The organism is Sphingopyxis sp. YF1, from assembly GCF_022701295.1.
Classification (GTDB): Bacteria; Pseudomonadota; Alphaproteobacteria; order Sphingomonadales; family Sphingomonadaceae; genus Sphingopyxis.
This window is the reverse complement of the sequence record NZ_CP033204.1, coordinates 4135574-4159136: the sequence shown is the minus strand read 5'-3', so window position 1 is coordinate 4159136 and position 23563 is coordinate 4135574. Positions and strand designations below refer to the sequence as shown.

General features: G+C 60.2%; 18 protein-coding genes and 3 pseudogenes. 13 read left to right on the top strand and 8 right to left on the bottom strand.

The window, feature by feature from the left end:
- Positions 1-11 precede the first annotated feature (11 nt).
- From EAO27_RS20005 to EAO27_RS19990, 4 genes and pseudogenes are all read right to left on the bottom strand, one after another.
- Positions 12-1163: a major royal jelly family protein gene (locus EAO27_RS20005; RefSeq protein ID WP_242774385.1), complete on the bottom strand. Its 1152-nt coding sequence runs from the start codon at positions 1161-1163 to the stop codon at positions 12-14.
- A pseudogene (locus EAO27_RS20000) lies at positions 1160-1459 on the bottom strand (tRNA-dihydrouridine synthase); the annotation flags it as partial. The gene EAO27_RS20005 and the pseudogene EAO27_RS20000, both read right to left, overlap by 4 nt.
- Positions 1453-1542 (bottom strand): annotated as a pseudogene (locus EAO27_RS19995) (lactoylglutathione lyase); the annotation flags it as partial. The pseudogenes EAO27_RS19995 and EAO27_RS20000, both read right to left, overlap by 7 nt.
- Complete coding sequence (locus EAO27_RS19990; RefSeq protein WP_242774383.1) at positions 1542-2351, bottom strand: type 1 glutamine amidotransferase domain-containing protein; 810 nt, start codon at positions 2349-2351, stop codon at positions 1542-1544. The gene EAO27_RS19990 and the pseudogene EAO27_RS19995, both read right to left, overlap by 1 nt.
- Positions 2352-2447: 96 nt before the next feature.
- Between EAO27_RS19990 and EAO27_RS19985 the strand changes: the two genes are divergently transcribed.
- Complete coding sequence (locus EAO27_RS19985) at positions 2448-3326, top strand: LysR family transcriptional regulator (protein ID WP_242774382.1); 879 nt, start codon at positions 2448-2450, stop codon at positions 3324-3326.
- A gap of 31 nt (positions 3327-3357) precedes the next feature.
- Here EAO27_RS19985 and EAO27_RS19980 read toward each other — a convergent pair whose 3' ends face one another.
- Positions 3358-5604 carry an alpha-galactosidase gene (locus tag EAO27_RS19980; RefSeq protein WP_242774381.1) on the bottom strand — a complete coding sequence of 749 codons (2247 nt, stop codon included), beginning with the start codon at positions 5602-5604 and terminating at the stop codon, positions 3358-3360.
- 1 nt (position 5605) lies between these two features.
- Between EAO27_RS19980 and EAO27_RS19975 the strand changes: the two genes are divergently transcribed.
- Together EAO27_RS19975 and galK are read left to right on the top strand one after the other, a co-directional pair.
- Entirely contained in the window at positions 5606-6640 is a 1035-nt protein-coding gene (locus EAO27_RS19975; protein ID WP_242774380.1) for a UDP-glucose--hexose-1-phosphate uridylyltransferase, read from the top strand.
- Positions 6637-7830 (top strand): galactokinase, encoded by a 1194-nt coding sequence (gene galK, locus EAO27_RS19970; RefSeq protein WP_242774379.1) that lies wholly within the window; start codon positions 6637-6639, stop codon positions 7828-7830. Before EAO27_RS19975 ends, galK begins: the two co-directional genes overlap by 4 nt.
- Here galK and EAO27_RS19965 read toward each other — a convergent pair.
- Positions 7817-9022, bottom strand: a complete 1206-nt coding sequence (locus tag EAO27_RS19965) for an aldose epimerase family protein (protein ID WP_242774375.1) — start codon at positions 9020-9022, stop codon at positions 7817-7819. The genes galK and EAO27_RS19965 overlap by 14 nt on opposite strands.
- 126 nt (positions 9023-9148) lie before the next feature.
- Here EAO27_RS19965 and EAO27_RS19960 point away from each other — a divergent pair, with 126 nt between their 5' ends.
- From EAO27_RS19960 to EAO27_RS19925, 8 genes are all read left to right on the top strand, one after another.
- Positions 9149-11503 (top strand): TonB-dependent receptor, encoded by a 2355-nt coding sequence (locus tag EAO27_RS19960; RefSeq protein ID WP_242774367.1) that lies wholly within the window; start codon positions 9149-9151, stop codon positions 11501-11503.
- Positions 11504-11776: 273 nt separating this feature from the next.
- The gene (locus EAO27_RS19955; protein ID WP_242774365.1) at positions 11777-12901 is read left to right on the top strand and encodes an alpha/beta fold hydrolase; all 1125 of its coding nucleotides are present in this window, start codon (positions 11777-11779) and stop codon (positions 12899-12901) included.
- Positions 12898-13674, top strand: a complete 777-nt coding sequence (locus EAO27_RS19950) for an SDR family oxidoreductase (RefSeq protein ID WP_242774363.1) — start codon at positions 12898-12900, stop codon at positions 13672-13674. The genes EAO27_RS19955 and EAO27_RS19950 overlap by 4 nt, the downstream gene beginning before the upstream one ends.
- Positions 13675-13762: 88 nt before the next feature.
- A complete protein-coding gene (locus tag EAO27_RS19945; protein WP_242774361.1) occupies positions 13763-15124 on the top strand; it encodes an MFS transporter in 1362 nt (453 codons plus the stop codon).
- Position 15125: 1 nt separating this feature from the next.
- Positions 15126-16100 carry a VOC family protein gene (locus tag EAO27_RS19940; protein ID WP_242774358.1) on the top strand — a complete coding sequence of 325 codons (975 nt, stop codon included), beginning with the start codon at positions 15126-15128 and terminating at the stop codon, positions 16098-16100.
- On the top strand, positions 16097-17044 hold the full coding sequence (locus EAO27_RS19935) for an alpha/beta hydrolase (protein WP_242774347.1): 948 nt from the start codon (positions 16097-16099) through the stop codon (positions 17042-17044). Before EAO27_RS19940 ends, EAO27_RS19935 begins: the two co-directional genes overlap by 4 nt.
- Entirely contained in the window at positions 17041-17805 is a 765-nt protein-coding gene (locus tag EAO27_RS19930; RefSeq protein WP_242774343.1) for a glucose 1-dehydrogenase, read from the top strand. Before EAO27_RS19935 ends, EAO27_RS19930 begins: the two co-directional genes overlap by 4 nt.
- Before the next feature lie 26 nt (positions 17806-17831).
- Positions 17832-18575: a Coq4 family protein gene (locus tag EAO27_RS19925; RefSeq protein WP_242774340.1), complete on the top strand. Its 744-nt coding sequence runs from the start codon at positions 17832-17834 to the stop codon at positions 18573-18575.
- 5 nt (positions 18576-18580) lie between these two features.
- Here the strand turns inward: EAO27_RS19925 and EAO27_RS19920 are convergent, their stop codons facing one another.
- Complete coding sequence (locus EAO27_RS19920) at positions 18581-19243, bottom strand: TetR/AcrR family transcriptional regulator (RefSeq protein WP_242774337.1); 663 nt, start codon at positions 19241-19243, stop codon at positions 18581-18583.
- A 108-nt stretch (positions 19244-19351) separates the two neighbouring features.
- On the opposite strand from EAO27_RS19920, the gene EAO27_RS19915 reads away from it, so the two are divergent.
- Positions 19352-21364: a beta-galactosidase gene (locus EAO27_RS19915; protein ID WP_242774334.1), complete on the top strand. Its 2013-nt coding sequence runs from the start codon at positions 19352-19354 to the stop codon at positions 21362-21364.
- A 273-nt stretch (positions 21365-21637) separates the two neighbouring features.
- Here the strand turns inward: EAO27_RS19915 and EAO27_RS19910 are convergent.
- A pseudogene (locus EAO27_RS19910) lies at positions 21638-22267 on the bottom strand (IS110 family transposase); the annotation flags it as partial.
- 282 nt (positions 22268-22549) lie between these two features.
- Between EAO27_RS19910 and EAO27_RS19905 the strand changes: the two are divergent.
- Positions 22550-23500 (top strand): SAM-dependent methyltransferase, encoded by a 951-nt coding sequence (locus EAO27_RS19905; protein WP_242774327.1) that lies wholly within the window; start codon positions 22550-22552, stop codon positions 23498-23500.
- Positions 23501-23563 lie beyond the last annotated feature (63 nt).

The following is a 23563-nucleotide window of genomic DNA, read 5'->3' as shown; positions in this document are numbered from 1 at the left end:
GTCGGATGGGATCACTTCGAGCGCAACAGGACGGGACCGGCGCCCACCCTGATGCGCAGCAGTTCATAGGGCTTGCGGCGCAGGTCCCGCCCGCCGTGGAAGCCGGGCTGGCGGTGGAGCTGGTTGGCGGTGAAGTAGAGATAGCCGTTGGTACCGATCGACAGCGTGTCGGGCCAGCTGATGCGCGGGTCGCTGACCAGCGTCGACCAACGGCCTTGGTCGAGCACGCGGATCGCGTTGTTCTCGTAGTCGCCGGCGAACACGCGGCCCCGGTCGTCTTCGGCGATCCCGTCCGAAGCACCCTTGCGCCCCATGCTACGAACGGCGCGGCCGAGTTCTTCCTCAGACACCGCGGGATCCCGCAGCATGGCCGTGGGGACCGCGTGCAGCGTGCGGCCAGATAACGGGCCGTAATAGAGTAGGCTGCCGTCGGCGCTAAGCCCGATCGCGTCACTCGCCACTGCGAACGGCGTCGCGGGTCCATCGGCCGGGCGGTTCATCAGCACCGCGCCGTCGGCGGTCGGGGTGAAGCCGGGCTCGGGATTGGTAGTCGCATGGTTCGACAGGCGGCGGATCGCACGCCCGCTGGCGATGTCGACGACGATGATGCCGCCGACGCCCGTGTTGCTGCTGTCGGTGATGTAGGCGACGCCCTCAGCGCCCGTGCGAAGATCGAAGCGCACATCGTTGAGATAGGTCGTGGACAGCACGACGCTGGGCGGCAGGACGATTGTCTTCACCACTCGGTTGGTCGCGAGGTCGATCGCCACCAGTTTTGCACCGCCAACTTGCGGCTGCGAGAAGTTGGGCGCCGCCGTATCGAGCACCCAGAGGCGATTGGCGCCGTCGGCAACCACGCTCTGCACCGAGATAAAATGCCCTGCCGGATCGGCCGCATCGGGACGGTTAGTCGCGGCGTCGGGATAGGGCACCGCCCTGCCATTGACCAGCTCGGCCACCGTGAACGGCGCGTTGTCGCCCCATTGCGGGAAGTTGACGAAGATGCGCCCATTGGGGGCGACGGTCACGCCAGTCGGCATCGCGCCATCGAAGGTCGCGACCTGTTCGATCCGGGGCGCGGATGCACCCTCGCGGGTTGTCGCGCAGGCGGCGAGCGAGAGGACCGCGCCAGCGGCCAGAAGCAGTTTGACGGACGTTTTCATGGTGTCATTTCCTTGAGGATGTGGCCCGCTTCGTGGGGCTCGGACCGGAGATATTGTGGCGCCGCGCTGACCGATGCGCCCAGCGCAGCGGCGGCGTGCCAAGGCCAGCGCGGATCCCATAGGGCAGCGCGAGCTATGGCTATTGCGTCCGCATGCCCGTCTTCAAGGATGCGTTCCGCCTGATGCGGATCGTTAATCATGCCGACGGCGATGACAGGTATGGCGACCGCGTCCTTGACCGTCCGGGCCAGCGGCACCTGATAGCCAGGACCGACCGGGATGTGCTGGCGCGGGTCTCCTTGAGACCCAGCAGCGTGAAAAACCGCACCGCCGCCTCGGGATCGGCGACGCGCAGCATCGTGTGGAGATAACGCACGATCAGGCCACCTTTTCCTTGAGGGCTTCCATCACAAGCTCCGCGGTGCGGGTTGCGCTGGCGGGATTCTGGCCAGTTACCAAATTGCCGTCGCGCAGAGCGAACGGAGCAAAGTCCGGGCCGCCATCATGCTTGCCGCCCAGTTCCTTAAGGCGCGTTTCAAGGAGGAACGGTACCGCCTGATCGAGGCCGACTGCACGCTCCTCGCTGTCAGTGAAGCCTGCAACACGGCGACCAGCCACGAAGGGCGTGCCGTCGGCCTTCTTCGCCGAGACCAGGCCCGCCGGTCCATGGCAGACGGCGGCGACGATCTTGCCCTCGCGGTCGAAGCGTTCGACCATCCGCGCCAGTTCGTCGCTGCCGGGATAATCGAACATGGTGCCGTGGCCGCCGGGCAGGAACAGCGCGTCGTAGCCAGCGGGATCGATGCTGGTGAATACAGGGGTGCTGGCAACCTCAGCCTTCAGCGCTTCGTCCTTAAGATAGCGTTCGACCGAGGCGTCGTTCTCGCCGTCTGCGTTCACGCTGCGCTGATCGACTGGGACGGCGCCGCCCTTGATCGAGGCCAGCGTCACTTCGGCGCCGGCATCGCGGAATGCATAATACGGCGTAGTCAGTTCTTCCAGCCAAACGCCCGTCGGTTCAGTCCCCGGAGTCATTCGGTCGGCGGAGGTGGTCACCATGAGTATGCGATTCATCGTCAGATTTCCTTTTCCTTTGATGTAGCGAGGACGGGCGAGCGCGCTCGGTGTGACCGCGCCCGCCACAATTGCGGCGGTGAGTGTCTTCAGAAGCTGGCGGCGATCGGGCATTCATCCGTTCATTTCGACGGCCAAGATACGCGCTGCCCGGCATCATGAAATCCAATTGAAATTGCGATCAGCCATAAATCTTCTTATGGAACGAGAATGTCCTTGTTGCAGTTGCGCACATTCGTCGAAGTCTATCGCTGTCGCTCGCTCACCGAAGCGGCTCGGGCGATCGGCATTACCCAACCGGCCGCGTCGCAGCATATCGCCTCGCTAGAAGCGCAATTGGGTCACCCCTTGTTCGATCGCCATTCGCGCGGCGTTTGGCCGACAGCGATTGCCGACGATCTCGCGGCTTCGATCGGAAGCAGTCTCGACACGGCGGAAGTGGCGCTGGCCACCGCTCGGGCCCGATCTTCGCGCATTTCGGGCACGGTTCATATTGCCGCTCCTTCGGATCTTCTGGGCGAGATGATCACGCCGCGACTGGCGCCGCTGCTGGACGTAGGCCTTGACCTACGCCTTCATATCGGCGGGCGCGACGCGCTCTATTCCATGTTGATCGAGGATAAGGTGCATCTCGCCGTGACCGCCTCGCAGCCCGATGATCCGCGACTGGCCTTTCAAGTGCTGGGCAAGGAGCGTTTGCGTGCTGTCGCATCGCCTGCGGTAGCCGAACGAATAGCGGACGGACCCTTGGACGACACCCTAAACCGAATGTCGCATCTGGCTTATGATCTCGATCGGCCGCTGCTGCGCACATGGCTAGAAGCAAACCAGATCGAGTTGACGCGTCAACCCGGATTAACTGCGCCCGACCTTCGGGTGCTTCGCTCAGGGTTGTGCGCAGGGCTCGGCTGGTCGGTTCTGCCCGCCTATCTCACTCGTGCCGAACGCGCCGCCTGCACGCTCGTTGAGATAACGGCCCCGATCACCGTGCCACATAACACATTCTATTTGGTATGGGCCCGCTCATCGCTGCGCCATCCACGCGTGGCAATAGCACGCGACGCGTTGATTGCGGCGCTTCGAAATTGAGTTTGGTTGGATAGCGAACCGTAGTTTCCGTTTAAGCGACCCGCTCTAGCGAAATTAACCAAGCAGTCTCGGCTCCCGACATTGGAAGCAGGATACCTCGTTGCAAGAGCTCCTGACCGGATTTCACCGTACCGGAATGCCATAATTCGGGTTGAGCGACCGACGCATCGCTTGGTGGCGACCCGGGAAGCAGAAGGCGAATATGATAGCTCGCCGAGGGATCCAAGCCGCGCAGCCTTGCCGGCGGGGATGAATAATAATCGGTGAACTTCGTTTGCGCCACTAATGCCAAGCCACGTGCCCCCGACAACGCAAGGTACCCAAACGCACCTGGCAGGTTCTCAACTGTCCGGGTAATGGTACCACGATGGATAACGTCCCTCCATTCTTTGTAGAGCGCAATATGCGCCGCGAGCGACGCCCTATCCGATGTCGACATTGAGGCCGGATTAGCCTCTACGCCCATATGACCAAACATTGCGACCTTCGCCCGGAAATCCATTGGCAAGCAGCGTCCGGTTATTGGATTTGGGTTCGGCCCCACATGATTGCCGGTGGCGCCAAGCGGCAGAAAATCGAACCACGCTGAGTTGATGCGAAGCCGTTCAATCGCATCATTGTTGTCGCTGGCCCAATATCGCGCGCAGCGGCGGAGGATTTCGTAATCGACCCGGCCTCCGCCACTGGCACAGGTCTCGATCTCAACATCCGGATGCGCGGCCCTGACCCGATCGAGCAATGCGTAAAGTGCTATAACCTGCGCGTGCCCTTTTCCTGCCAGCGGAAACAATTCGCGATTATGATCCCATTTCAAATAGGATATTTCGTTTTCCGACAGGAGCGTATCGAGGCGCTCATAGACGTAATTGCTGACTTCGCTTTTCGTGAGGTCGAGAACGAGCTGATTGCGCTGGGTGGGGCGTTCTTGCCCGGCAATGTGGATACACCAGTCCGGATAGTGGCGATAAAGATCGCTTGTTGGACTGACCATTTCGGGCTCGACCCACAAACCAAAATCGAGACCGAGGCCACGAACATGATCGGCAAGGGGTTTTAACCCTGCCGGGAATATATCGGGGTCCGCGATCCAATCGCCTAGGCTGGTGCGGTCGTTGCGTCTGCCCTTGAACCAACCGTCATCCACGACAAAACGCTCAACCCCGATCGCTGCTGCTGAGTCGGCCAGCTGGGTCAGCTTCGGCATATCCATCGCAAATCCCAAGGCTTCCCAACTGTTGAGATGGACCTTGCGCGGCGATCGACTGCTGCTGTTCGGCAACACCTCCGAATTGGCATGGCGATGAAAAGCATGACGTGTCGCCATCACGCCCACATTGCTCACGGTGAACAGGGCGCGCGGCGTGTCCCAGTTCTGCCCCGGAGGAACCATGATTTCGCCGGGGTCGAGCCGGACCCCCATCATCAGCATAGCGCGGCCGTCAGCATTGCACTCCACGCTCAGCCGATAATCTCCACTCCACGCAAAATGAGAAGAAATCGCATGCCCATGGTCTTCGCCAAGATCGGCGGATTCAATCCGTATCCAGTTGCCACCACCAAAGCCTGGTCGCCCGCCATAGGATGCGCTTGCAATTCCCCCGTCGGCGAGCCTGACGCGCGTTTGCTGCATCTCCGCAGCCCAGCGGCCGGAATATCGGGTCGCGTGACTGGCCCAGCTTGGCAGGGGAAGCGCAAGCGAAGCAAGGTCGAGGACGTCAACCGGCTCGCGACCGAAATTGGTCAGGCGGGCGCGCGCTTCAATCACCCCCGAACTCAAAATCCGCCAAGACACCTCGATACCGATACCATTCGCCTCATCACGATGGATGAACAGAAGCGACGAGGGAGATTGTAAGACTTCGACCAGACGCAGATGCAAAGGCAGCAAAGTTCCGCAGCGCATCAAGCCCACGGCGGGCGTAGAAGAGTAGCCCCATCCTGTTTGCGGCAAGATGGAAAACGGCGCGGGTTCATCGGGCTGTGAGGGTCGCCGTCCTTGCCGAACGCTGTTGCAAAGGGCCAGTAAATCCTGGTCCACTGGCAGTGGCTCACCGAGCCACACGAGTTCGGCGGCGCCTCGGCGCAAATCGAATATCATCGAGTGGGCAGATCGATCGAGGCGGACAGCTGGCGGCAGGTTGCTCATGACCGTCACATCGCGCTTATTGCATAGATCGTCAATAATGCTAAATGCGCTTTCCACGGTGCGCAGGCGTTCATGGTCAACGTCATGATCAGGTTGCCGATATTTGTGCTCGATCGCTGCAAGGAATAGCAATATGGATCGGTCGATGGCGGTTCACCGCCGATATAACCCGCTAGCAGAGCGCTGGATATTGGTCTCCCCACACCGGGCGCAGCGGCCTTGGCAGGGCGGAACAGAAGATCCCGTGGAGCGCCTGTCGGTGGCACATGACCCGGAATGCTATCTATGCCCGGGAAATACGCGCGCCAACGGAGCGGTAAACCCTGATTATTGCGGCCCGTGGGTATTTTCGAACGATTTCCCCGCGCTTTCGCCTCAAGGCGGCGCCATCAGCATCGATGACCCTCTGCTAAGGGCGGAGCCAGTGAGCGGCGAATGCCGCGTGATGTGCTTCTCGCCCGATCATTCCAAAACGCTTCCACAATTGTCGCAACCCGAAATTCGCAGCGTCATCGATTCCTGGGCCCGAGAGTCGTCCGATCTCGGACAGCGTTACGCATGGGTGCAAATATTCGAGAACAAGGGTGCAGCCATGGGCTGCTCCAATCCGCATCCTCACGGCCAGATCTGGGCGAGCAGCCATATTCCCGACGAACCGGCGGTGGAAGATCGCGCACAGCTCCAATATTATACACGGCACGGACGCGCGATGCTCGTCGATCTTGCCCGACGCGAAGCCGACGGCCCGCGCGTCGTGATCGAGAGTGACGCGTGGCTGGCGATCGTGCCGTGGTGGGCATCCTGGCCGTTTGAGACACTGGTCATCCCGCGGGCCAAAGTGCAGCGGATCGAAGACCTTTCATCGTTGCAGCGCGACGATCTCGGCGCGGTCCTCGGCGAGCTAACCGCGCGGTACGATAACCTCTTTGGCTGTTCCTTCCCCTATTCCATGGGGTGGCATGGCGCGCCTTATTCCAGCGGCTCTCAGGACCACTGGCAACTGCATCTCCACTTTTATCCACCTCTCCTGCGATCTGCGACAGTAAGGAAATTCATGGTGGGGTACGAGATGCTCGCCGAGGCGCAGCGCGATCTGACGCCCGAGCAGGCTGCGGAGCTGCTGCGGGCAGCGAACCCTGTGCTCGCCCAGCAGGAACATTCGAGATGAGCGCAAAGGAAGATCTGGTTGACCGCGTGGCCGCCGGTTTTCGTCGGCTTTATGGTCACGAACCCAGCATTATCGCATTTGCGCCAGGCCGCGTGAATCTGATCGGCGAGCACACCGATTATAACGATGGGTTTGCCCTGCCCTGCGCTATCGAATGCGGAACGGTCGTAGCCTTTTCGCCCCGCGACGACGATTCCATCAAGGCAGCAGCCCTCGACCTTGGCAGTCAGCTTGGATCTTTCACTCTCGGCGCCACTATCGCGAAAGCGGATGATGGCAGCTGGGAGAACCACGTCCGCGGCGTTGCCGCGGCGATGCCGCTATTCGACTTGCCGATTTCCGCCGCTAATGTTGCGATCGGGGGCAACATTCCGCAAGGTGCCGGGCTCTCATCGTCCGCGTCGCTCGGCGTGGCGGCGGCGCTTGGCTTTGCAGCGCTGGCCGGCGATGACGCGCCTGACCGGACACGCATCGCGCGTGCGGCGCAATGGGCGGAGCATCACTATGTCGGCTGCAATTGCGGCCTAATGGACCAGCTGACGGTAGCGTTCGGCGAGGAAGGAAAAGGCCTGCTCATCGATTGTCGCAAAACCGAGACGCACGCCGTGCCATTTCCCCCTGGAACCGCGATCATGATCGTCCACTCGGGCGTAACGCGCGGCTTGGTCGATAGCGCATATAATGATCGTCGCCAGCAATGCGTCGCGGCTAGCCATCATTATGGGGTCGCGGCTTTGCGGGATCTGGACGCTGCCACACTCGAATTTGCGAAGTCGGATCTCGACGAGATTTCCTTCCGGCGAGCGCGCCACGTTGTCGCCGAGAACGAACGCACACTTCGGTTCAAGGACCTCCTGGAAGCAGGCGAACTGGTTGCGCTTGGCCGCGCCATGCGCGCCTCGCATGCCTCGCTGCGTGACGATTTCGAAGTCAGCCTACCCGCGATTGACGCGCTGGTCGATTGCCTTAACGAGGCCATCGGCGCTGCGGGTGGCGCGCGGATGACCGGAGGCGGGTTCGGCGGATGCGTGGTTGCTGTCTTCGCCGCAAGCGAGACAAGCGCTGTTGACGCTGCATTGGCGGCGTTCTGGCGCGATGCGGGTATGGCACCGCAACTTGCGTTTCGCGTTTCGCCTTCGCCGGGCGCTCATCTCATACAGGACGATCGCGCACGGATCAGCGCACGCTAAAGGAATAAACCGTCCGGCTGTGCCATATTGTCTCGGGGCGAAGAGTCGGGTCTGGAAAATTAGGCTGATTTGGTGCGTCGGGAAATTGCTGCGTTTCCAACGCGATCGCGCAGCGGGGCTCACAGGGCAGCCCACCGCGGCGCAGTATCGTCGCATCGAGATGGTCCGCCGTATAAACCTGGATGCCCGGCTGATCCGTGTCGATTGTCAACGTGCGGCCCGACGCCGGGTCATACAGCAGAGCTGCTGGACGCAGCCCGGACCCGCGGACCGCCCAGCAATGATCGATGCCAATATCGCCTCCTGCTTGGCCGTCGAGCCGTTCAAGATGGTTTGATAGTGGCTGAGACACACGAAAATCAAACGGTGTATTTGTAACACTCTCAATGCTTCCGGTCGGAATTCCATCAGCCGTTCGCGGCAGATATTGATCGGCGAAAAGCTGCAGCTGATGCTCACCGATGCCGTTGCCTGCCTCATCGCCGCCAAGGTTCCAATAGCCATGGAGGGTGAGGTTCACTGGGCATGGCCTGGTTGTCGTCGCCGAGAAATCCGTAATCAGGCGATTATCCTCGGTCCAAACGTAGGTGACGGTCACCCGAAGCTCGCCTGGAAAACCCTGATCGCCGTCGGGTGAGAGTATTTCCAGACGCACGCCTTCGCCATCGGGGGTTTCCACTATGTCGCCTCGCCAAAAGCGGCGGTCGAAGCCATCCTCCCCGCCGTGTAGCAAGTTAGGCCCTTCGTTGGGCTGGAGCCTGAAGCTTTGCCCTCCAACGCGGAACGAGGCGCCGGCCAAACGATTGGCGTAGCGCCCAACGATGCCCCCGAAAAATTGTCGGTGCGTCAGATAGTCGTCGAGCCGGGCATGGCAGAGCGTAACGTCGCCCAATTTTTGGCGGCGATCGGGAACGGTCACCGAAAGCAGCGTTGCGCCCAAATCCATCACGGCAACCTTGGCACCGGAGCGATTGATAAGCTCCCACTTCGTCAATGTCCGGCCGTTCGCGAGCTTTTGCTCGGATCGGACAATCATTGCCCGTCGTCCGCGTAGCGCTGCGATTCCGAACCGTCTGACACATGGCCTCCCTTTCACAGCAGGGTTTTTCGACGACTCCCCGCCGGAATGCATCGACCGCGGCAAGTCCGAAGTCGACAAATCGAGGAATAGCTTATTGGTCCATTTGGTCAACAAGCCTGCAATATACCGAGCTGAATGGCGCCATAATGCCGCCTAAAGCGCCGATGCAATCTCTCTATTGACTATATGTCCATTTATATTAGACAAGGCGTCAACAAGAATGGTGGGAGGATAAAAATGTCCAAAAGATTCAACTGCAGTGCGGGCTCCTCGGCAATTGCGCTATTGTGGGCTTTGACCGCCCCAACCGCGCTAGCCCAAACCGACCCAGCGGACGGCGCTGAGGCCGACGATCGCGACACGATCATCGTCACTGCACAAAAGCGGGCCGAAAACGTTCAGGACGTTCCCATCGCGATCACGGCGCTCAATGCTGCCGCCCTCGAGGCCGCAAAAATTGAAGATAGCAAGGATCTGCAGTTCAACGCGCCGAACGTGACGCTTTCCGCCAACCGCAACTTGACGATCCGCGGCGTCGGATCGCAATCCTTTGGCGGCACAGGCGACACCAATATCGGCGTTCTCGTCAATGGCGTGTTCCTCCAGTCGGGAAGCAGCTTTGGCGATTTCTTCGACATGGAGCGCATCGAGGTCTTGCGCGGGCCGCAAGGGACGATTTTTGGCCGCAACACCACCGGCGGCGCGGTAAACTTCGTGACCCGGCGACCGACCGACGCGTTCGAAGGCTATGTCGATCTGCAGGGCGAAAGCCCGCGCGGCGTACGTGCCAGCGCGGCGCTCAACATTCCGCTCGCTCCCGGGCTTTCACAACGCTTCGCCGCGAACTACATCAACCGCGACGGTTATACGAAAAATCTACTCGACGGCGCTAATGTCGATGGGCGAAACCAGTTCACGCTACGCTCGAGCACGCGCTTCGAGCCGACCTCCTCGACGCTGATCGATCTCACCCTGACTTATTTCAAGGAAGATTCGGATCGCCAGAACGCTGCCAAGTCGCTCTGCACGCCCGACCCGGCATTCGGCTGTTCGCCTGCGTCGGCATCGACCGGGTTTCCGACCAGCAACTTCCTCATCGACAGCTTTCTGCTCCCCGGCGTCGTGCGTGGGGGAACATTCGCGCCCAATCCGCGCAACCTTCGCGAAGTGGCCATCGACGTGAGGCCCTTTCAGAAGGCCGAGGACTTTCTTGCCACGCTGGAGATGAGCCACAAATTCGGTGCGTTGACCCTGACCTCGGTCACCGGACTGCGCGACGGGAAAAACACCAGCGAGCGCGATTTTGACCAGGGCTACCGACCCAACGCGTTCAATCCGGGCACCTTTGGTACGCTGGTTGTGCCGAATGACGGCAAGGGCAATGGCCTGCTGACCTATTTGCTCTCTGGCAGGCCCGTCACAACGACCGACTATCGCACGTCGCAGACGGGGGGCGGCACCGCACGCCAATTCAGCCAGGAACTGCGCCTGTCTTCACAGTTTGACGGACCCTTCAATTTCATTTTCGGGGGCTTCTATCTTAACGCGCGGACGTCGGGCTATGTCGACACATGGGCGCCTGCCAATTTGACGCGCGGCGCCGTTTCGAAATTCGACACCCGCTTGGGGCAGGTCAAATCCTACGCGGTGTTTGGCGAAGCATATTTCGATATCACGCCGACTCTCAAGCTGACCGGCGGCCTTCGTTATACCGAAGATAAGAAGCATATCGAGACCGCGTCGGGCACCTTCGTGCTCGGCCCCTATTTCATCGGTGACGAAAAATTCGACAAGGTCACGGGCCGCGCCATCGTCAGCTGGAATCCCGACCTGTCCTTCACAGCCGACACAAATGTTTATCTGTCCTTCTCGCGGGGATTTAAATCGGGCGGTTTCAACCCCGGGAACAACACGATCCCGGTCTTTGGGTCGGAAGCGATCGATTCCTATGAACTTGGGATCAAGAACACGTTCCTCAACGGCAATGGCCGCCTGAACCTTGCGGCGTTCAACTACGACTATTCCGACCTGATCGTCGGCAATCTCGTCGGCACGGCGGTGGCAAACGTAAATATTCCCAAATCACGGGTTCGCGGCTTGGAGGCCGAACTGGTGCTGACGCCAACCGATCCGCTTCGCCTCGAAGCGTCCCTCGGCCTGCTCGACACCTCGATCCGCAGCGATTTTCGTTCCTCCGATCCGACGCGCGGCAGTGCGCTGTTTCAGATCAAGGGCAATCAGCTGCCTAATGCGCCGCGCCGCACCCTCAAGCTGGCCGCGGAGTACACGATCGAAGCCGGAAATGACTGGACCGTACGTCCTAGGGTCGATTTCTACTCGCAGGCGGGTTTCTACTCGCGCGAGTTCAATGTTCCGGCCGACCGCGTCGGCAGCTGGAAACAACTCGATGCCTCGGTCCAGGTTGCCAACGGCGACAAGGACTGGAGCCTGACCGCTTTTGTGAAAAACCTGACGAATGAAGACAGCATCACCTTCCTTGAGGCCAATTCCAACCTCGTCGGGAGCTTTCGCAGCGCGTTTCTGCTCGATCCCCGCACCTTCGGCGTGAGCTTGCATGTCGGGTTCCGTTGAGCACCAACTGGTCCAATCTGGCGACCAGCCTCTCCGCCTGGGCCGGCGAAGGACATATCCTTCGCCGGCCGCTTTCCGGCGGCTCGCGGCGCGGCGCGGCGCGGCGCTGTGACTAGAGTCGCCCGCCGACTTGCCGCCGCTGCGGTTGCAGCCGCGCTGACGCTGACGCAAGGGACGGCTCACGCCGAGCAGCCTGGAGCACGGCAAGCTTCAGCGGAAATGCCCGCATTGTCAGGCTTGGGAGACTATGGCGTCGGAACCGAATATCGGGAAATGACGGTCGGCACGCGTTCGGTTGGGGTTCGGATCTGGTATCCCGCGACGCGCGCAGCCTCTGCGCTGCCGACGACTTATCGTCATAGGCACGCCTTGCCCGGTCAGCGGCCGATTGAACTGACAGAAACCGGGATTGCAGTCGCGGGTCCCCCTCCGGCGACGCCTCTAAAATACCCGCTGGTACTGATTTCGCACGGTTATGGCGGATGGGCTGAGCATTTCAGCGGGCTCGGAGAGGCTCTGGCGTCCCGCGGCTACATCGTCGCTTCGATAGATCATCGCGATCTGCCGTTTAGCGACGCCGCCTCCTTTGCCACGTCGTTCGGAACGGTGCTTTTGACCCGATCCTCGGACCAGCAGCAGGTCTTGCACGCTCTGCTGACGGGAAGGCTGGCGGCGCCCGCGATCGCGGCGCGCATCGACGGTTCCGCCGTCGGACTCATCGGCTATTCGATGGGCGGTTATGGCGCGCTTATTTCCGCGGGCGCGGCAATCGATCCCGTAGCGCCCGCCTTCGCCCAACTACCGCCGGCCGTCCGGAGTACGATGCCCGCGCCAGACCCGTCGCTCGCCTCCCAGATAAAAGCGGTCGTCGCGATTGCGCCGTGGGGCGGTCAACCGGAGGCGGGCGTATGGAGCGATGCCGAACTCAGCAAACTAAAAACACCGCTACTCTACATCAGCGGCGATGGCGACGACGTCGTCGATTTCAAACAAGGGGTTCAAAGGCTTTTTGAGCAGAGCAAGGGCAGTAGTCGCCACCTGCTCGTGTTTCGCGAAGCCGCACACAATATTGCCGGGAACGCACTGCCATTGCCCCCCAACGCCGAGTTTGCAGTCATCGAATCGTTGACCGATCCGGTTTGGCGCAAAGAGCGGATCGCGGCGATCAACCAACATTTCATCGTCGCCTTTCTAGATCGCCAGCTCAAGGGCGATGCGAGCAGATCTGCCTATCTGGATGTGCCCTCGGCCGTCTCCAACGATGGCCAATGGCCAAGCCGTTTTGGACAGCAATGGGGAGGACAGGTCGCTGGCGATGACCAACCCGAATATTGGCGCGGATTTCAGCGCCGCTGGGCAAGAGGATTAGAAATGCATCATAAGAAAGCAGGCGAATGACCGTGAGCGGAAAATTGTTCGATCTCGGCGGCCATGTCGCATTGGTGACGGGCGGCAATGGGGGGCTTGGCCTCGCGATGGCCACTGGACTTGTGCGCGCGGGCGCCAGCGTGGCGATCTGGGGCCGGAGCGAGGAAAAAAATGCCGCCGCGGTCGAGGCCCTGCAACAAATAGGCGGGACCACGCGAAGCTTTGTGGCCGATGTCACCGATCAAGCCTCTTCAGCCGCTGCCTTCGAAGAAACTGTCGCGGCTTTTGGCCACATCGACAGCTGTTTTGCCAATGCAGGCGGCGCGGGCGTCCGGGGTGCCTTTGTCGATCTCGACCGCGACTCCTGGACGGCCACGAATGACCTCAACATATTGAGCGTTATCGACACTTTCCAGCTGGCCACGCGCCATTGGCTGGACCGGAAGGCGAAAGGAAAGCTTGTCGTCACCTCGTCGGTAGCGGCGCTTCTGGGACTACCGAACTCCGCAGGCTATTGCCTGACCAAGGCGGCAGTTACCGGCTTGGTCCGTTCTCTCGCAGTCGAACTGGGACCAAAGTCCATCCAGGTTAACGCCATACTTCCCGGCTTCATCGAGACCGAAATGTCGCTCAATACCCCTAAGGCTTTTCAGGATGCGTGCCGCCGCCGCGCCGCATCGGGTGAAATCGGCAAGTTGGAGGATATGGAGGGGATCGCGGTCTATCTTGCGTCGCAGCAGAGCAATTTCATGACCGGCCAGGCGTTGGTTCTTGACGGCGGTCATTCCATCTTTCCGATGTAAGGCGGTTGGTAAAAGGAGAGAGACCAGTGCCACTGGCTCGAATGATATGCATAATTCACATGCGCCGCGCGTGTAAGGCGCTGCGCGCGTGACCCGATCCGCAGCCATTGATCCCGCCATTGGGTTCTGGAGAATTGTCGCCTTTGGTTCGGTGCAACTACCGCTCGGCACGATCGGTCTGCCGATCGCTATTTATCTGGCCCCGCTTTATTCCGGCCAGCTCAACCTGAGCTTGCAGATGATTGGCGTCGCCCTGATCATTGCAAGACTCTCCGACTTTGTGACCGACCCGATCATCGGCATCTTGTCGGATCGCTGGCGCCCCAGCATCGGCCGTCGGCGGGTGTGGTTGCTCTTTGGCACAGTCACCATGCTGGCCGGGGTCTATATGCTGTTTCGGCCCACCCCGGGGGTCGATATCCTTTATTTCCTGCTGGCGGTATCGCTCGTCTATTTCGGCTTCACCCTGATCCAGCTGCCCTATAATGCCTGGGCGGCGGAGCTCTCGTCGGACTATGACCTCAGAACACGCATCAGCTCGGTTTCGCAATTTTTCAGCATTCTCGGCCTGATCATATCGACGTTGATTCCGGCGTATGTGCTGTTGCAGCCGGGCGCGACAAGTGCGGATGTCATGGCCACTATCAGCACATTCATTTTCATCGCGCTTCCGGTCTGTGCGGCTATCGCATTTTTTCTGGTTCCCGAACCTGCCGCACCGATCCGCAAGGTGCCTTTCGATCTCCGCAGCGCGCTCCGCATGCTGGGGTCGAACCGCGCCTTTCTGCTGGTTACGACCGTGGTGCTGATCGCCACGATTGGCGAGGTATTCCGGCAGACGATCACGATCTTTTTCGCTCGTGATGTCGTTGGCGTCAGCAACATCGGTATCATCTATTTTCTCTATTTCCTGACCGCGCTGGCGCTGGTTCCGTTTTGGGTATGGCTAGCCAAACGCGTCGAAAAGCATCGCGCTTTGACGGTGGCATTCGTGATCGTGGCAATCACGAATGCCCTGATGTTTTTTGTGCCCGTCGGCGGCACGGCGATCTTTACTGCCCTCTTCTTGCTGAAGGGGACCTGTTACGGCGGCGTGCTAATACTGCCCAACGCGATGGTTGCCGACACCGTCGATATCGATACCGCCGAGTCCCTCGACCGTCAGCAAGGACTGTTTTTTGCCGCCATCGCGATGGTGCAAAAGATGGGCTATGCGCTTGGAGCCGGGCTTCCCCTGCTGATCCTCGGCGCCGTGGGCTATACCTCAGCGGGCGAGACGCGCGCACAACCATTGTTCATGCTGACCATCAGCTACAGTTTCATCCCTTGTGTTCTCGTGCTCATCGCGGCAGCCTTGTCTTGGCGATACAGCCTGACGGCGGAACGCCACCGCGCCATTCGCGGCGAGATCGATGCGCGACTTGCCACCGTGGGCAAGGGAGAGTCCTGACATGATCACTGGTATTCACCACACCGGGCTGTCGGTCCGTGATCTCGACGCAGCGATCGCATTTTATACCCGGGAGCGCAGCTTTACGCTCCTTTACCGCTTCGAAATTGCCGACAGCGACGCCAATCGCACAATGTTGCAATTGCCCAATGCCGGTGCCCGCGGGGCATTTTTGCAAGGGGCGCTGGGTTGTCTCGAAATTTTTCAGTTCTCGGCAGAATGGGACGGCGATTTTGGCGAGCGCGAAGTCTATACAGCGGGCATAAGACATATCTGCCTTCAAACCGGCATATCCGACGCCCTCTTCGACGCAATGTGCGCCTCCGGTGCCAGCGCGCACGCACGGCCAGCAGGCTTGGGGACGGGAAACAGCTACGCCTATATCCGCGATCCCGAGGGCAATTTGCTCGAATTGGAGGGAACTCCTTGGGCACCGCCGGCAGCAACGCGGTCCTGGTTCGCTCACACCGCGCTGGTGACGCCCGACATCGAACGCCTCAGCGGATTTTACGCAATGCTGACAGGAATCGATGTCCATCAGCGCGGCAGCTTCGGTCCCGACCGCAAATTCGACATCGTTGCCGGCATCGCGGACGTACAATTCGACGGAGCGTGGCTCCGTCTCGCCAATGCAGAGCTTGAGTTCTGGCAATATCGGCAGCCCGCGACAATCTCCGTAGCACGGCGGAATGCCGCCGAAATAGGCTGGAATCACCTTTGCTTCGAGAGTGATGACATCGACGCCGACTACGCGCGGTTAGCGGCGGCGGGTGTCGAAATGCACGGCGCCCCGATGAAGTTCGGCGTTGCGCGGGTCGCTTTCGGCCGCGACCCCGACGGCAATATTTTTGAGTTGCTTCAACCGGGACCAAGTGCCGGGGTGACCGTTGGCGCCATGTTGGCGAAACCCGATGGTCAGCTCATCGATACGGCCCGGACTGCTTATCGAAGCGTAGCCGCCGGCGCGGCGGCATGACCGGTACGGATATGCCCCGCGGTGTCACGTTGGCAAAGCGAGAAAGCCGAACCATTCCCGTCGGCGGCCTCGACATGCATTATCTAGAGCAGGGCAGCGGGCCACCCATGCTGCTTCTCCACGGTTTTCCCGACCATGCCGCGGCGTGGCGCCCGTTGGCCGATCGCATGGCGCCCACATTTCGTCTGATCGCACCCGATCTGCGAGGCTATGGTAGAACCTCTCGCCCCGGATCCGTCGCCGATTACCGGCTCGATCTTCTGGTCGGCGATGTTGTTGCGCTTCTGGACGCGCTCGACATCCCCCGCGCCTATATATGCGGCCATGATTGGGGCGGCGTTCTGGCTTTCGCGGTTGAGGAGCGCCATCCTGCGCGTGTCGCGGGACTTATTGCACTCAACGCCGCTCCGCCGGCGGTATTCCAGCACCTGATATGGCATGACGCAGACCAGCGTCTGGCGTCCCAATATATTCGCTTCCTACGGTCCACCGAGGCTGACGCCGTATTCAAAGAGGCTAATGTCGAAGCCCTTCTCGATCGTTTTTTGAGCGCGCCGCGGCAAGCCGGTCAGATCGACGAAGCCGATTTGGAGGCCTATCGCGAGGCGTGGACCGGGTCAGGCGTATGGCAGGCGATGCTGGCGTGGTACCGCGCCGCGCCCTTTGACGTGCCTGCCGTCGATGCCTGCGCCCCCTTGCCCGCTTCGGTGCTAGCCCCTCTTATCGAGACCCCCGCTTTGATTCTGTGGGGCGATCAGGACACGGTGTTTGTACCAGCCATGGCCGAGGCCGCCGCCCAAGCGTGTCGTGATGCTCGGTTGGAACGGCTCGCCGATGCCGGCCATGTGCCGCACCGCGATGCACCCGCGCGCTGCGCGCAGCTCATCACCGCATTTGTAGCGCAGCACCCCCTGCTTCCAGACGAAAAGGTTGAACTATCATGATCGAACAATCGCTGGCGGGCCGTGTTGCCATCGTCACCGGTGCGGCGCGCGGCATTGGACTTGCCGCGGTCCAAAGGCTCTGCGCGGGGGGCGCAAGTGTCGTTGCGTTCGACCGTCCGGACGCCGACTATTCCGCTGCCTTATCTGCGGGCCGGGTCGCAGCGTTTTCCGGAGACGTCGTCAAGACCTCCGATTGGCAAGGTGCGATCGATCTTGCCCTTACCTTGGGCGACAAGGTCGATATCCTCTTCAACAACGCGGGCATTTCGGGCGCTATCGCCAACGCCATCGATTATCCCGAAGATGAATTCGACCGGATTATGGCGATCAATGTTCGCGGCGTGTATCTTGGCATCAAATATGTCGGGCGCTGCATGCAGACGCAGCGCAGCGGGGTGATCGTCAATACATCTTCGGTGTCGGGGTTCGGCGGCAGCGGCAACATCTTCGGCTATACCGCCAGCAAGTTCGCGGTGAACGGCATGACGAAGTCAGCCGCGATTGCCCTTGCGCCCGACGGGGTAAGGGTGCTTGCCCTCTGCCCCAGCCCGACCGCGACCGAAATGATGTTCCAGCTTGAACGCCGCTTGTCGCCGAGCGACCCTGAAGCGGCGCGACCGCAACTGGCGCAGGGCACGCCAATGGGTCGCTATGGAACGCCCGAAGAAATTGCCGACGTTCTGGCCTTTCTGGTGAGCGATGCCGCAGCTTTCATGACCGGCGCGCTGGTGCCTGTCGATGGTGGAACGCTCGCCAAATAGCACGCCCCAATTTCAGGAGACCCTTAATGATCACCCCCATCGAGCGCGGTTTTGGTGAGAAATTTCTCAAAAGCATCGACAATTTCTACAGCCATGGCATCGACTGGCTCTACAACGAATGGTGGGAAACCGCACCGGCGGACGCCATCGCCAAATATGAAGCCGCCATTCTGGATCATCCGGAGCACGGACCTTTGGCACGGGAGGCATGGCTGGCGCCCGCCTTCCGCCTCGCGGCGTTGGATGACTGCCAGCCCGGCACGCTCGGTCACGCGTATCGCGCATTCATGGTTGAGAACGATCTGGTCGAACAGTTGGCAGCGGGGTATCGCGCACGGCACGATGAGCTGCGCACCAGCGGAAAGATCGACCGAATGCCTGATGCGCTAGCCTACAAGGTTTTACGCGGGTTTCAGACGCATGATCTTCATCACGTACTGACGGGATACCCAGCGACGCCGCTGGGCGAACTCGCGCTTCAGGCTTTTCAACTCGCGCAAATGGATTTTCCTTATGCGGCGATGTGGATTGCCGTCGTGACCGGCCATATGGCACTGGTTGATCCCCATCTAATCAAGCCGGCCATGGATGCGATTACCGACGGCTGGGGCCACGGCCGGTCTGCGCGAAGCATTCAGTTTATCCGCTTTGAAGATCGGCTAGATCAGCCGCTGGAGGCCATCCAGGCCGAATTTGGTCTGCGTCCCACGCGTGCGAGCGGCGAAACGCCGCAAGTGAACACACCGGAACTGCTTATGGCCGCCGCATGACAGGATCAGAACTGCGGTCGGCGCCGCCGGATCGGCTGCCGCCGGCTCGTGTAATCGCGCTTGAGCTCGTTCAAGGTTCCAAGGATCATCGTCACCGTCAGATCTTCCAGCTCCTTGCGGCTCATTTTCCGCTGCAACAGATACGCCCCCGCTGCCGCTGGCAAACCAAAGCTGATATCGGTCGCCGCCTTAGCGATGTCGGTCGGCAGACCGAAATGGTCGGCGACAATGTCGGCGAGATAATCGACGGCGCTGTCGCGGCCGAATTCGGTCGGATCATGAATAGCGGAGACGGAAGGTTCAGCTTGCAGGCGCTCGATCAAGAGCCCGCGCTCATCGATATATTTGAGGTACACATGCGTCACCGCTCGTACCAACCCCTCAAAGGTTTCCGCCTTTTCGGCAGCCTCGGCTTGCAGCCGACGCAGTCGCCGCCATTCGCGTTGCAGCAACTGCCGCAAAAGATCGGTGACGTTGGGGAAATAATTATAGACCAGCGACTTGCTGATACCCGCCTGCCGGCTGATGCTGTCCATCGACAGCGTCGAAACGCCGTCGCGGGCGACGATCTCTGCGGTGTGATCGAGGATAAGCGACTGCCGTTCTTGCGGCGCCAGACGAACGCGTTTTCGCGATATTTTGGCCGGTCTTTTAAGAGCATCAGTCACGTCGACGTACCTCGATCGAACCGTTCACGGAAATACGCCGGTGCGCGGATTTAATTGGATGTTTCGCCAATAGACTTTTGGCCAGTCGGCATCGGAAGAGCAAGAAAATTGAAAATCAGCAGTCCAACGGCGATTTGTCCGCACCAGCGCATGCGGCTCGGCGTATGCTATTATCCCGAGCACTGGCCGGAAGAACAGTGGGCGAAAGATGCGCGCCGAATGGTCGAAACCGGCCTTTCGCATGTGCGCATCGGCGAATTCGCCTGGTCGCGGATCGAGCCAGAACCGGGACGATTTGACTGGGCTTGGCTCGATCGCGCCATCGAAACGCTTCACGACGCGGGATTGGGTGTCATCCTCGGCACACCGACGGCGACGCCGCCCAAATGGCTGATCGATCGAATGCCCGATATGCTGGCGGTAGACCGCGACGGAAGGCCCCGCAAATTCGGATCGCGGCGCCACTATTGTTTCAGCCATGCAGGCTACCGCGCCGAGGCGGCGCGTATCACGCGCGCGGTTGCGCAGCGATACGGTCGCCATCCCGCCATCGTCGCTTGGCAGACCGACAATGAATATGGCTGTCATGACACGGTGCTGAGCTTTTCCGACGCCGCAAGGGACGGATTCCGGCGCTGGCTGGCAGCCCGTTATAACGAAATAGGCGCGCTCAATTTGGCTTGGGGCAATGTCTTCTGGAGCATGGAGTATCGTGCTTTCGACGAAATAGACCTGCCCAATCTGACGGTCACCGAGGCAAACCCGGCTCATTGGCTGGCATTCCGCCGCTTTGCGTCGGATGAAGTGGCGACGTTCAACCGGGCGCAGGTCGATATCTTGCGCGAATTGTCGCCGGAACGCGACGTCGTCCATAATTTCATGGGCTTCTTCACCGAGTTCGACCATCATGACGTTGCGGCCGATCTCGACGCGGTCGGATGGGACAGCTACCCGCTCGGCTTTCTTGAGTCTTTCCGCTTTTCGGATGCAGATAAGCTTGCTTACGCACGCCAGGGCCACCCCGACATCGCAGCTTTTCATCATGATCTGTATCGCGGATGTGCGGCGAATGGCCGGTGGTGGGTCTTGGAGCAGCAGCCGGGACCAGTAAACTGGGCGCGGCATAATCCAGCGCCCATGGCCGGGATGGTCCGACTTTGGACCTTGGAAGCGATGGCCCATGGCGCTGAATTGGTCAGCTATTTTCGCTGGCGACAAGCGCCGTTCGGGCAAGAACAATTGCACGCCGGCCTGCTTCGACCCGACGATGGACCCGCGCCGGCGCTAGGCGAGGTCGCGCAGGTTGCGAACGAGATTCGTGAACTCGGCCCGTTGGGCTCGGCGCCCCGCCAAGTTGCTCTGATATTTTCATATGATGCCGATTGGGTGACGAGCATCCAGCCGCAAGGCGCAGGCCTATCAGCGCTATGGGCAGCATTCAACTTTTACTCGGGGCTTCGCCGAATGGGGCTGAACGTTGATATCGTCCATCCTTCCGCATCGCTCGACGGCTATGCGCTGTGTGTCGTCCCGTGTTTGCCGATCGTGCCTGAGATACTGCTGCGTAATCTGGAGCAATTCAAGGGTCAGGTCGTGATCGGGCCTCGTTCGGGCAGTCGTGATAATGATTTCGCCATTCCCAATGGACTGCCGCCCGGCCCATTGTTCCCGGGCAAGGTCGCGCGGGTCGAGAGCCTACGCCCCGGATTGGAGCATTGCGGCGACGACTGGCAAATCACGCAATGGTTGGAACATTTGGAAACCGACGCCGAGCCCGAGCTGATCGCTGGGGATGGCACGATTGCCAGCTGGCGCGCGGGCGGTATCCGCTATCTTGGCGCTTGGCCGACTCAGAATCTCGTGCACGAGCTTCTTGTTCGCGCCATCAGCAACACCGACTTAACCACCCACGATTTACCAGAAGGGCTGCGTCTTCGGCAGGCGGGCGACCATATTTTCGCTTTCAATTATGCAAAGGATCCTCGGGCGGTTCCATCAAGCGTCGAAGGCGAGCTTATGCTCGGCGAGCGCCACGTCGAAAGTGCGGGGGTCGCCGTTTTTCATAACATCTTAACAGTGCCACACATTGATCAGAATTTGGCTGGAATTTCCAAGGCATGAGATGGCCGTGTGTGGACGGCCCTCCGTTGGCAAGCGGTTTCTGGATGATGCAGTTGCTGGTTGGTGCAGCCATGTGTCGGCCTATGATGCGGCCTTGTCATGCGCCGCTGGCCATGATGACTTTCGCGCGGATCGGGCCCCGACCAATTGCTCGCACTCGGAGTGCACCGGCCAAAATGGGTTTTCCAGATCCGGCGATTTCAACCGGCTTTGTGCATCAGCTCCTGTCTGCCCTTCCCAACCTCGGCGACGCCTTGCCCGGCGCCTGATCTCCTATGCGTGCGCGACCTGCGGTTCGCGGTAGTGCTCGCCGCTCGTCATCATTGTCCAGACCATGCGCGCGGTCTTGTTCGCGAGCGCGACGGCCGCGACCTTCGTGGCACGCCTCTTCATCAGCTCGATAAGCCAGACCCGCTTGGTACCGCGTCGTTCTGCGTGACGGATTACCGCCATCGCCCCAACAACGACCATCTGGCGCAGATACTGGTTGCCCGCACGCGATATGCCGCCGAGCCGCTCCTTCCCGCCGCTGGAGTTCTGTCGTGGCACGAGGCCGATCCATGCAGCAAGGTCACGGCATGTCTTGAATACCTGCGGATCAGCGACGCTGGCGACGAAGGCGCGCGCAAGCAGCGGGCCTACGCCTGGGATCTCCATCAGCCGCTGCCCGACTTCTGTATCGCGCGCACTCGCTCGGATAAGTCGGTCGTTCTCGAGGATCTGCTCCTTCACGACCGTAAGCTGCGCTCCGAGCATCTCCAGGCAGATGCCATCGCGCGGAATCCTCTCGTCATCTTTTTCGGCGACTATCGCCAGCAGGCGCGCGAGCCCAATGCGCGCCACCGGCGCCACGATCCCGAACTCCGACATATGGGCCCGCGTCGCGTTCGACAGCAGAGTGCGCTGGCGGTTGCGGACATTGCGATCACTTGAAGGGCTGCCCTTTCAACCTGTTCCGACGCTCTTTCGAACGTCCGATATGAGGCGCGTAGCGGAAGCGTCCCAGAAGGAACTTGCTCGACCCGCATCCGCTAGCCCGGCTCCTGAACAGCAAGTGGCTTAACGGGCGATTGTACCGAGATCAGCGGCGCCTTGTTGCTTGTCCCGAAAGGCAAGCGCATCCATTCGCCTACGCACCCCCGCCGCGATGTCCCCCGCGCAAATCCGGCCTTCTGCCGACCTTAAATGCAATATGACGCCCATATATATTATGTCTTCTATAGCCAAAAAATAGAATATCTGAAAAAAAATCACTCATCAGCTTGGGAGAACCTGCCGGCCATCCTAAAACCTAGGGTCGGCAAAATACAAATGCCCGACGAGATTGAATTTTGTCTCGAAGGTGTAAAAATGAAAAATTTTATGGAAGCGAGTGATGTACTGCTTGACCAGTATTACACACGTCAACACGTAGCACAAAAACTCTATCGATCTTTCCGGAAATTATGCGATCCAGAGCGATACCAGCTAGTCGAGCCGAGCGCCGGTACGGGATCGTTTTTCATGCTGATGCCCCAAGGGAGCTTGGCGTTTGATGTTGATCCAAAGTTCCCTGGCATAGTTACAGCTGATTTCCTATCTGTTGAAATCCGCAGCGAACGAGAGGTGGCTGTGGTCGGCAATCCGCCGTTCGGCCGGAGTGCCAGTATGGCAGTACGCTTCTTCAACCATGCTGCATGGCAGGCGAGTGTCATCGCACTGATACTGCCGCGAACCTTTCGGAAGGCTTCCATAGAAAATCGCCTCGATCGTAACTTCCATCTAATCCACGAGGAGACTGTGCAGCGTGACGCGTTCCTATTCAGGTCCAAGCCGTACGACGTACCGGCTATATTCCAGATCTGGGAGCGTCGCGATGAGCTGCGAGAGTTGCAACATGTCGCAATCCATCACCGGGATTTTAGCTTTACGACGCCAGATCGAGCCGACTTCGCGATACAGCGCGTCGGTGCGCGAGCAGGCCGCGTGCACCGAGACTTCACGCGGAGTCCGTCTTCCCACTATTTCATTCGAGGCGAGGTGGAGCCAATAATGAAACGGCTCAACTTTACCAGGGTCGCGCTCAACGTGGCGGGCAATCCGAGCTTGTCAAAGTCGGAGATCGTGTCGCTCTATCGCCAATTGACCGGGAGGTAAGCATTTCCCCGAAAAGCCATCATCTGAGATCTCCGCTTCCTTGGAGACATTGGCTCCTCGAGT

Bases quoted from the DNA above. Each gene is read 5' to 3' on its own strand.
- EAO27_RS20005 (WP_242774385.1), bottom strand. From the start codon at position 1,163: ATGAAAACGTCCGTCAAACTGCTTCTGGCCGCTGGCGCGGTCCTCTCG.
- EAO27_RS19990 (WP_242774383.1), bottom strand. From the start codon at position 2,351: ATGCCCGATCGCCGCCAGCTTCTGAAGACACTCACCGCCGCAATTGTG.
- EAO27_RS19985 (WP_242774382.1), top strand. From the start codon at position 2,448: ATGTCCTTGTTGCAGTTGCGCACATTCGTCGAAGTCTATCGCTGTCGC.
- EAO27_RS19975 (WP_242774380.1), top strand. From the start codon at position 5,606: ATGGATCGGTCGATGGCGGTTCACCGCCGATATAACCCGCTAGCAGAG.
- galK (WP_242774379.1), top strand. From the start codon at position 6,637: ATGAGCGCAAAGGAAGATCTGGTTGACCGCGTGGCCGCCGGTTTTCGT.
- EAO27_RS19960 (WP_242774367.1), top strand. From the start codon at position 9,149: ATGTCCAAAAGATTCAACTGCAGTGCGGGCTCCTCGGCAATTGCGCTA.
- EAO27_RS19955 (WP_242774365.1), top strand. From the start codon at position 11,777: ATGACGGTCGGCACGCGTTCGGTTGGGGTTCGGATCTGGTATCCCGCG.
- EAO27_RS19950 (WP_242774363.1), top strand. From the start codon at position 12,898: ATGACCGTGAGCGGAAAATTGTTCGATCTCGGCGGCCATGTCGCATTG.
- EAO27_RS19940 (WP_242774358.1), top strand. From the start codon at position 15,126: ATGATCACTGGTATTCACCACACCGGGCTGTCGGTCCGTGATCTCGAC.
- EAO27_RS19935 (WP_242774347.1), top strand. From the start codon at position 16,097: ATGACCGGTACGGATATGCCCCGCGGTGTCACGTTGGCAAAGCGAGAA.
- EAO27_RS19930 (WP_242774343.1), top strand. From the start codon at position 17,041: ATGATCGAACAATCGCTGGCGGGCCGTGTTGCCATCGTCACCGGTGCG.
- EAO27_RS19925 (WP_242774340.1), top strand. From the start codon at position 17,832: ATGATCACCCCCATCGAGCGCGGTTTTGGTGAGAAATTTCTCAAAAGC.
- EAO27_RS19905 (WP_242774327.1), top strand. From the start codon at position 22,550: ATGCAATATGACGCCCATATATATTATGTCTTCTATAGCCAAAAAATA.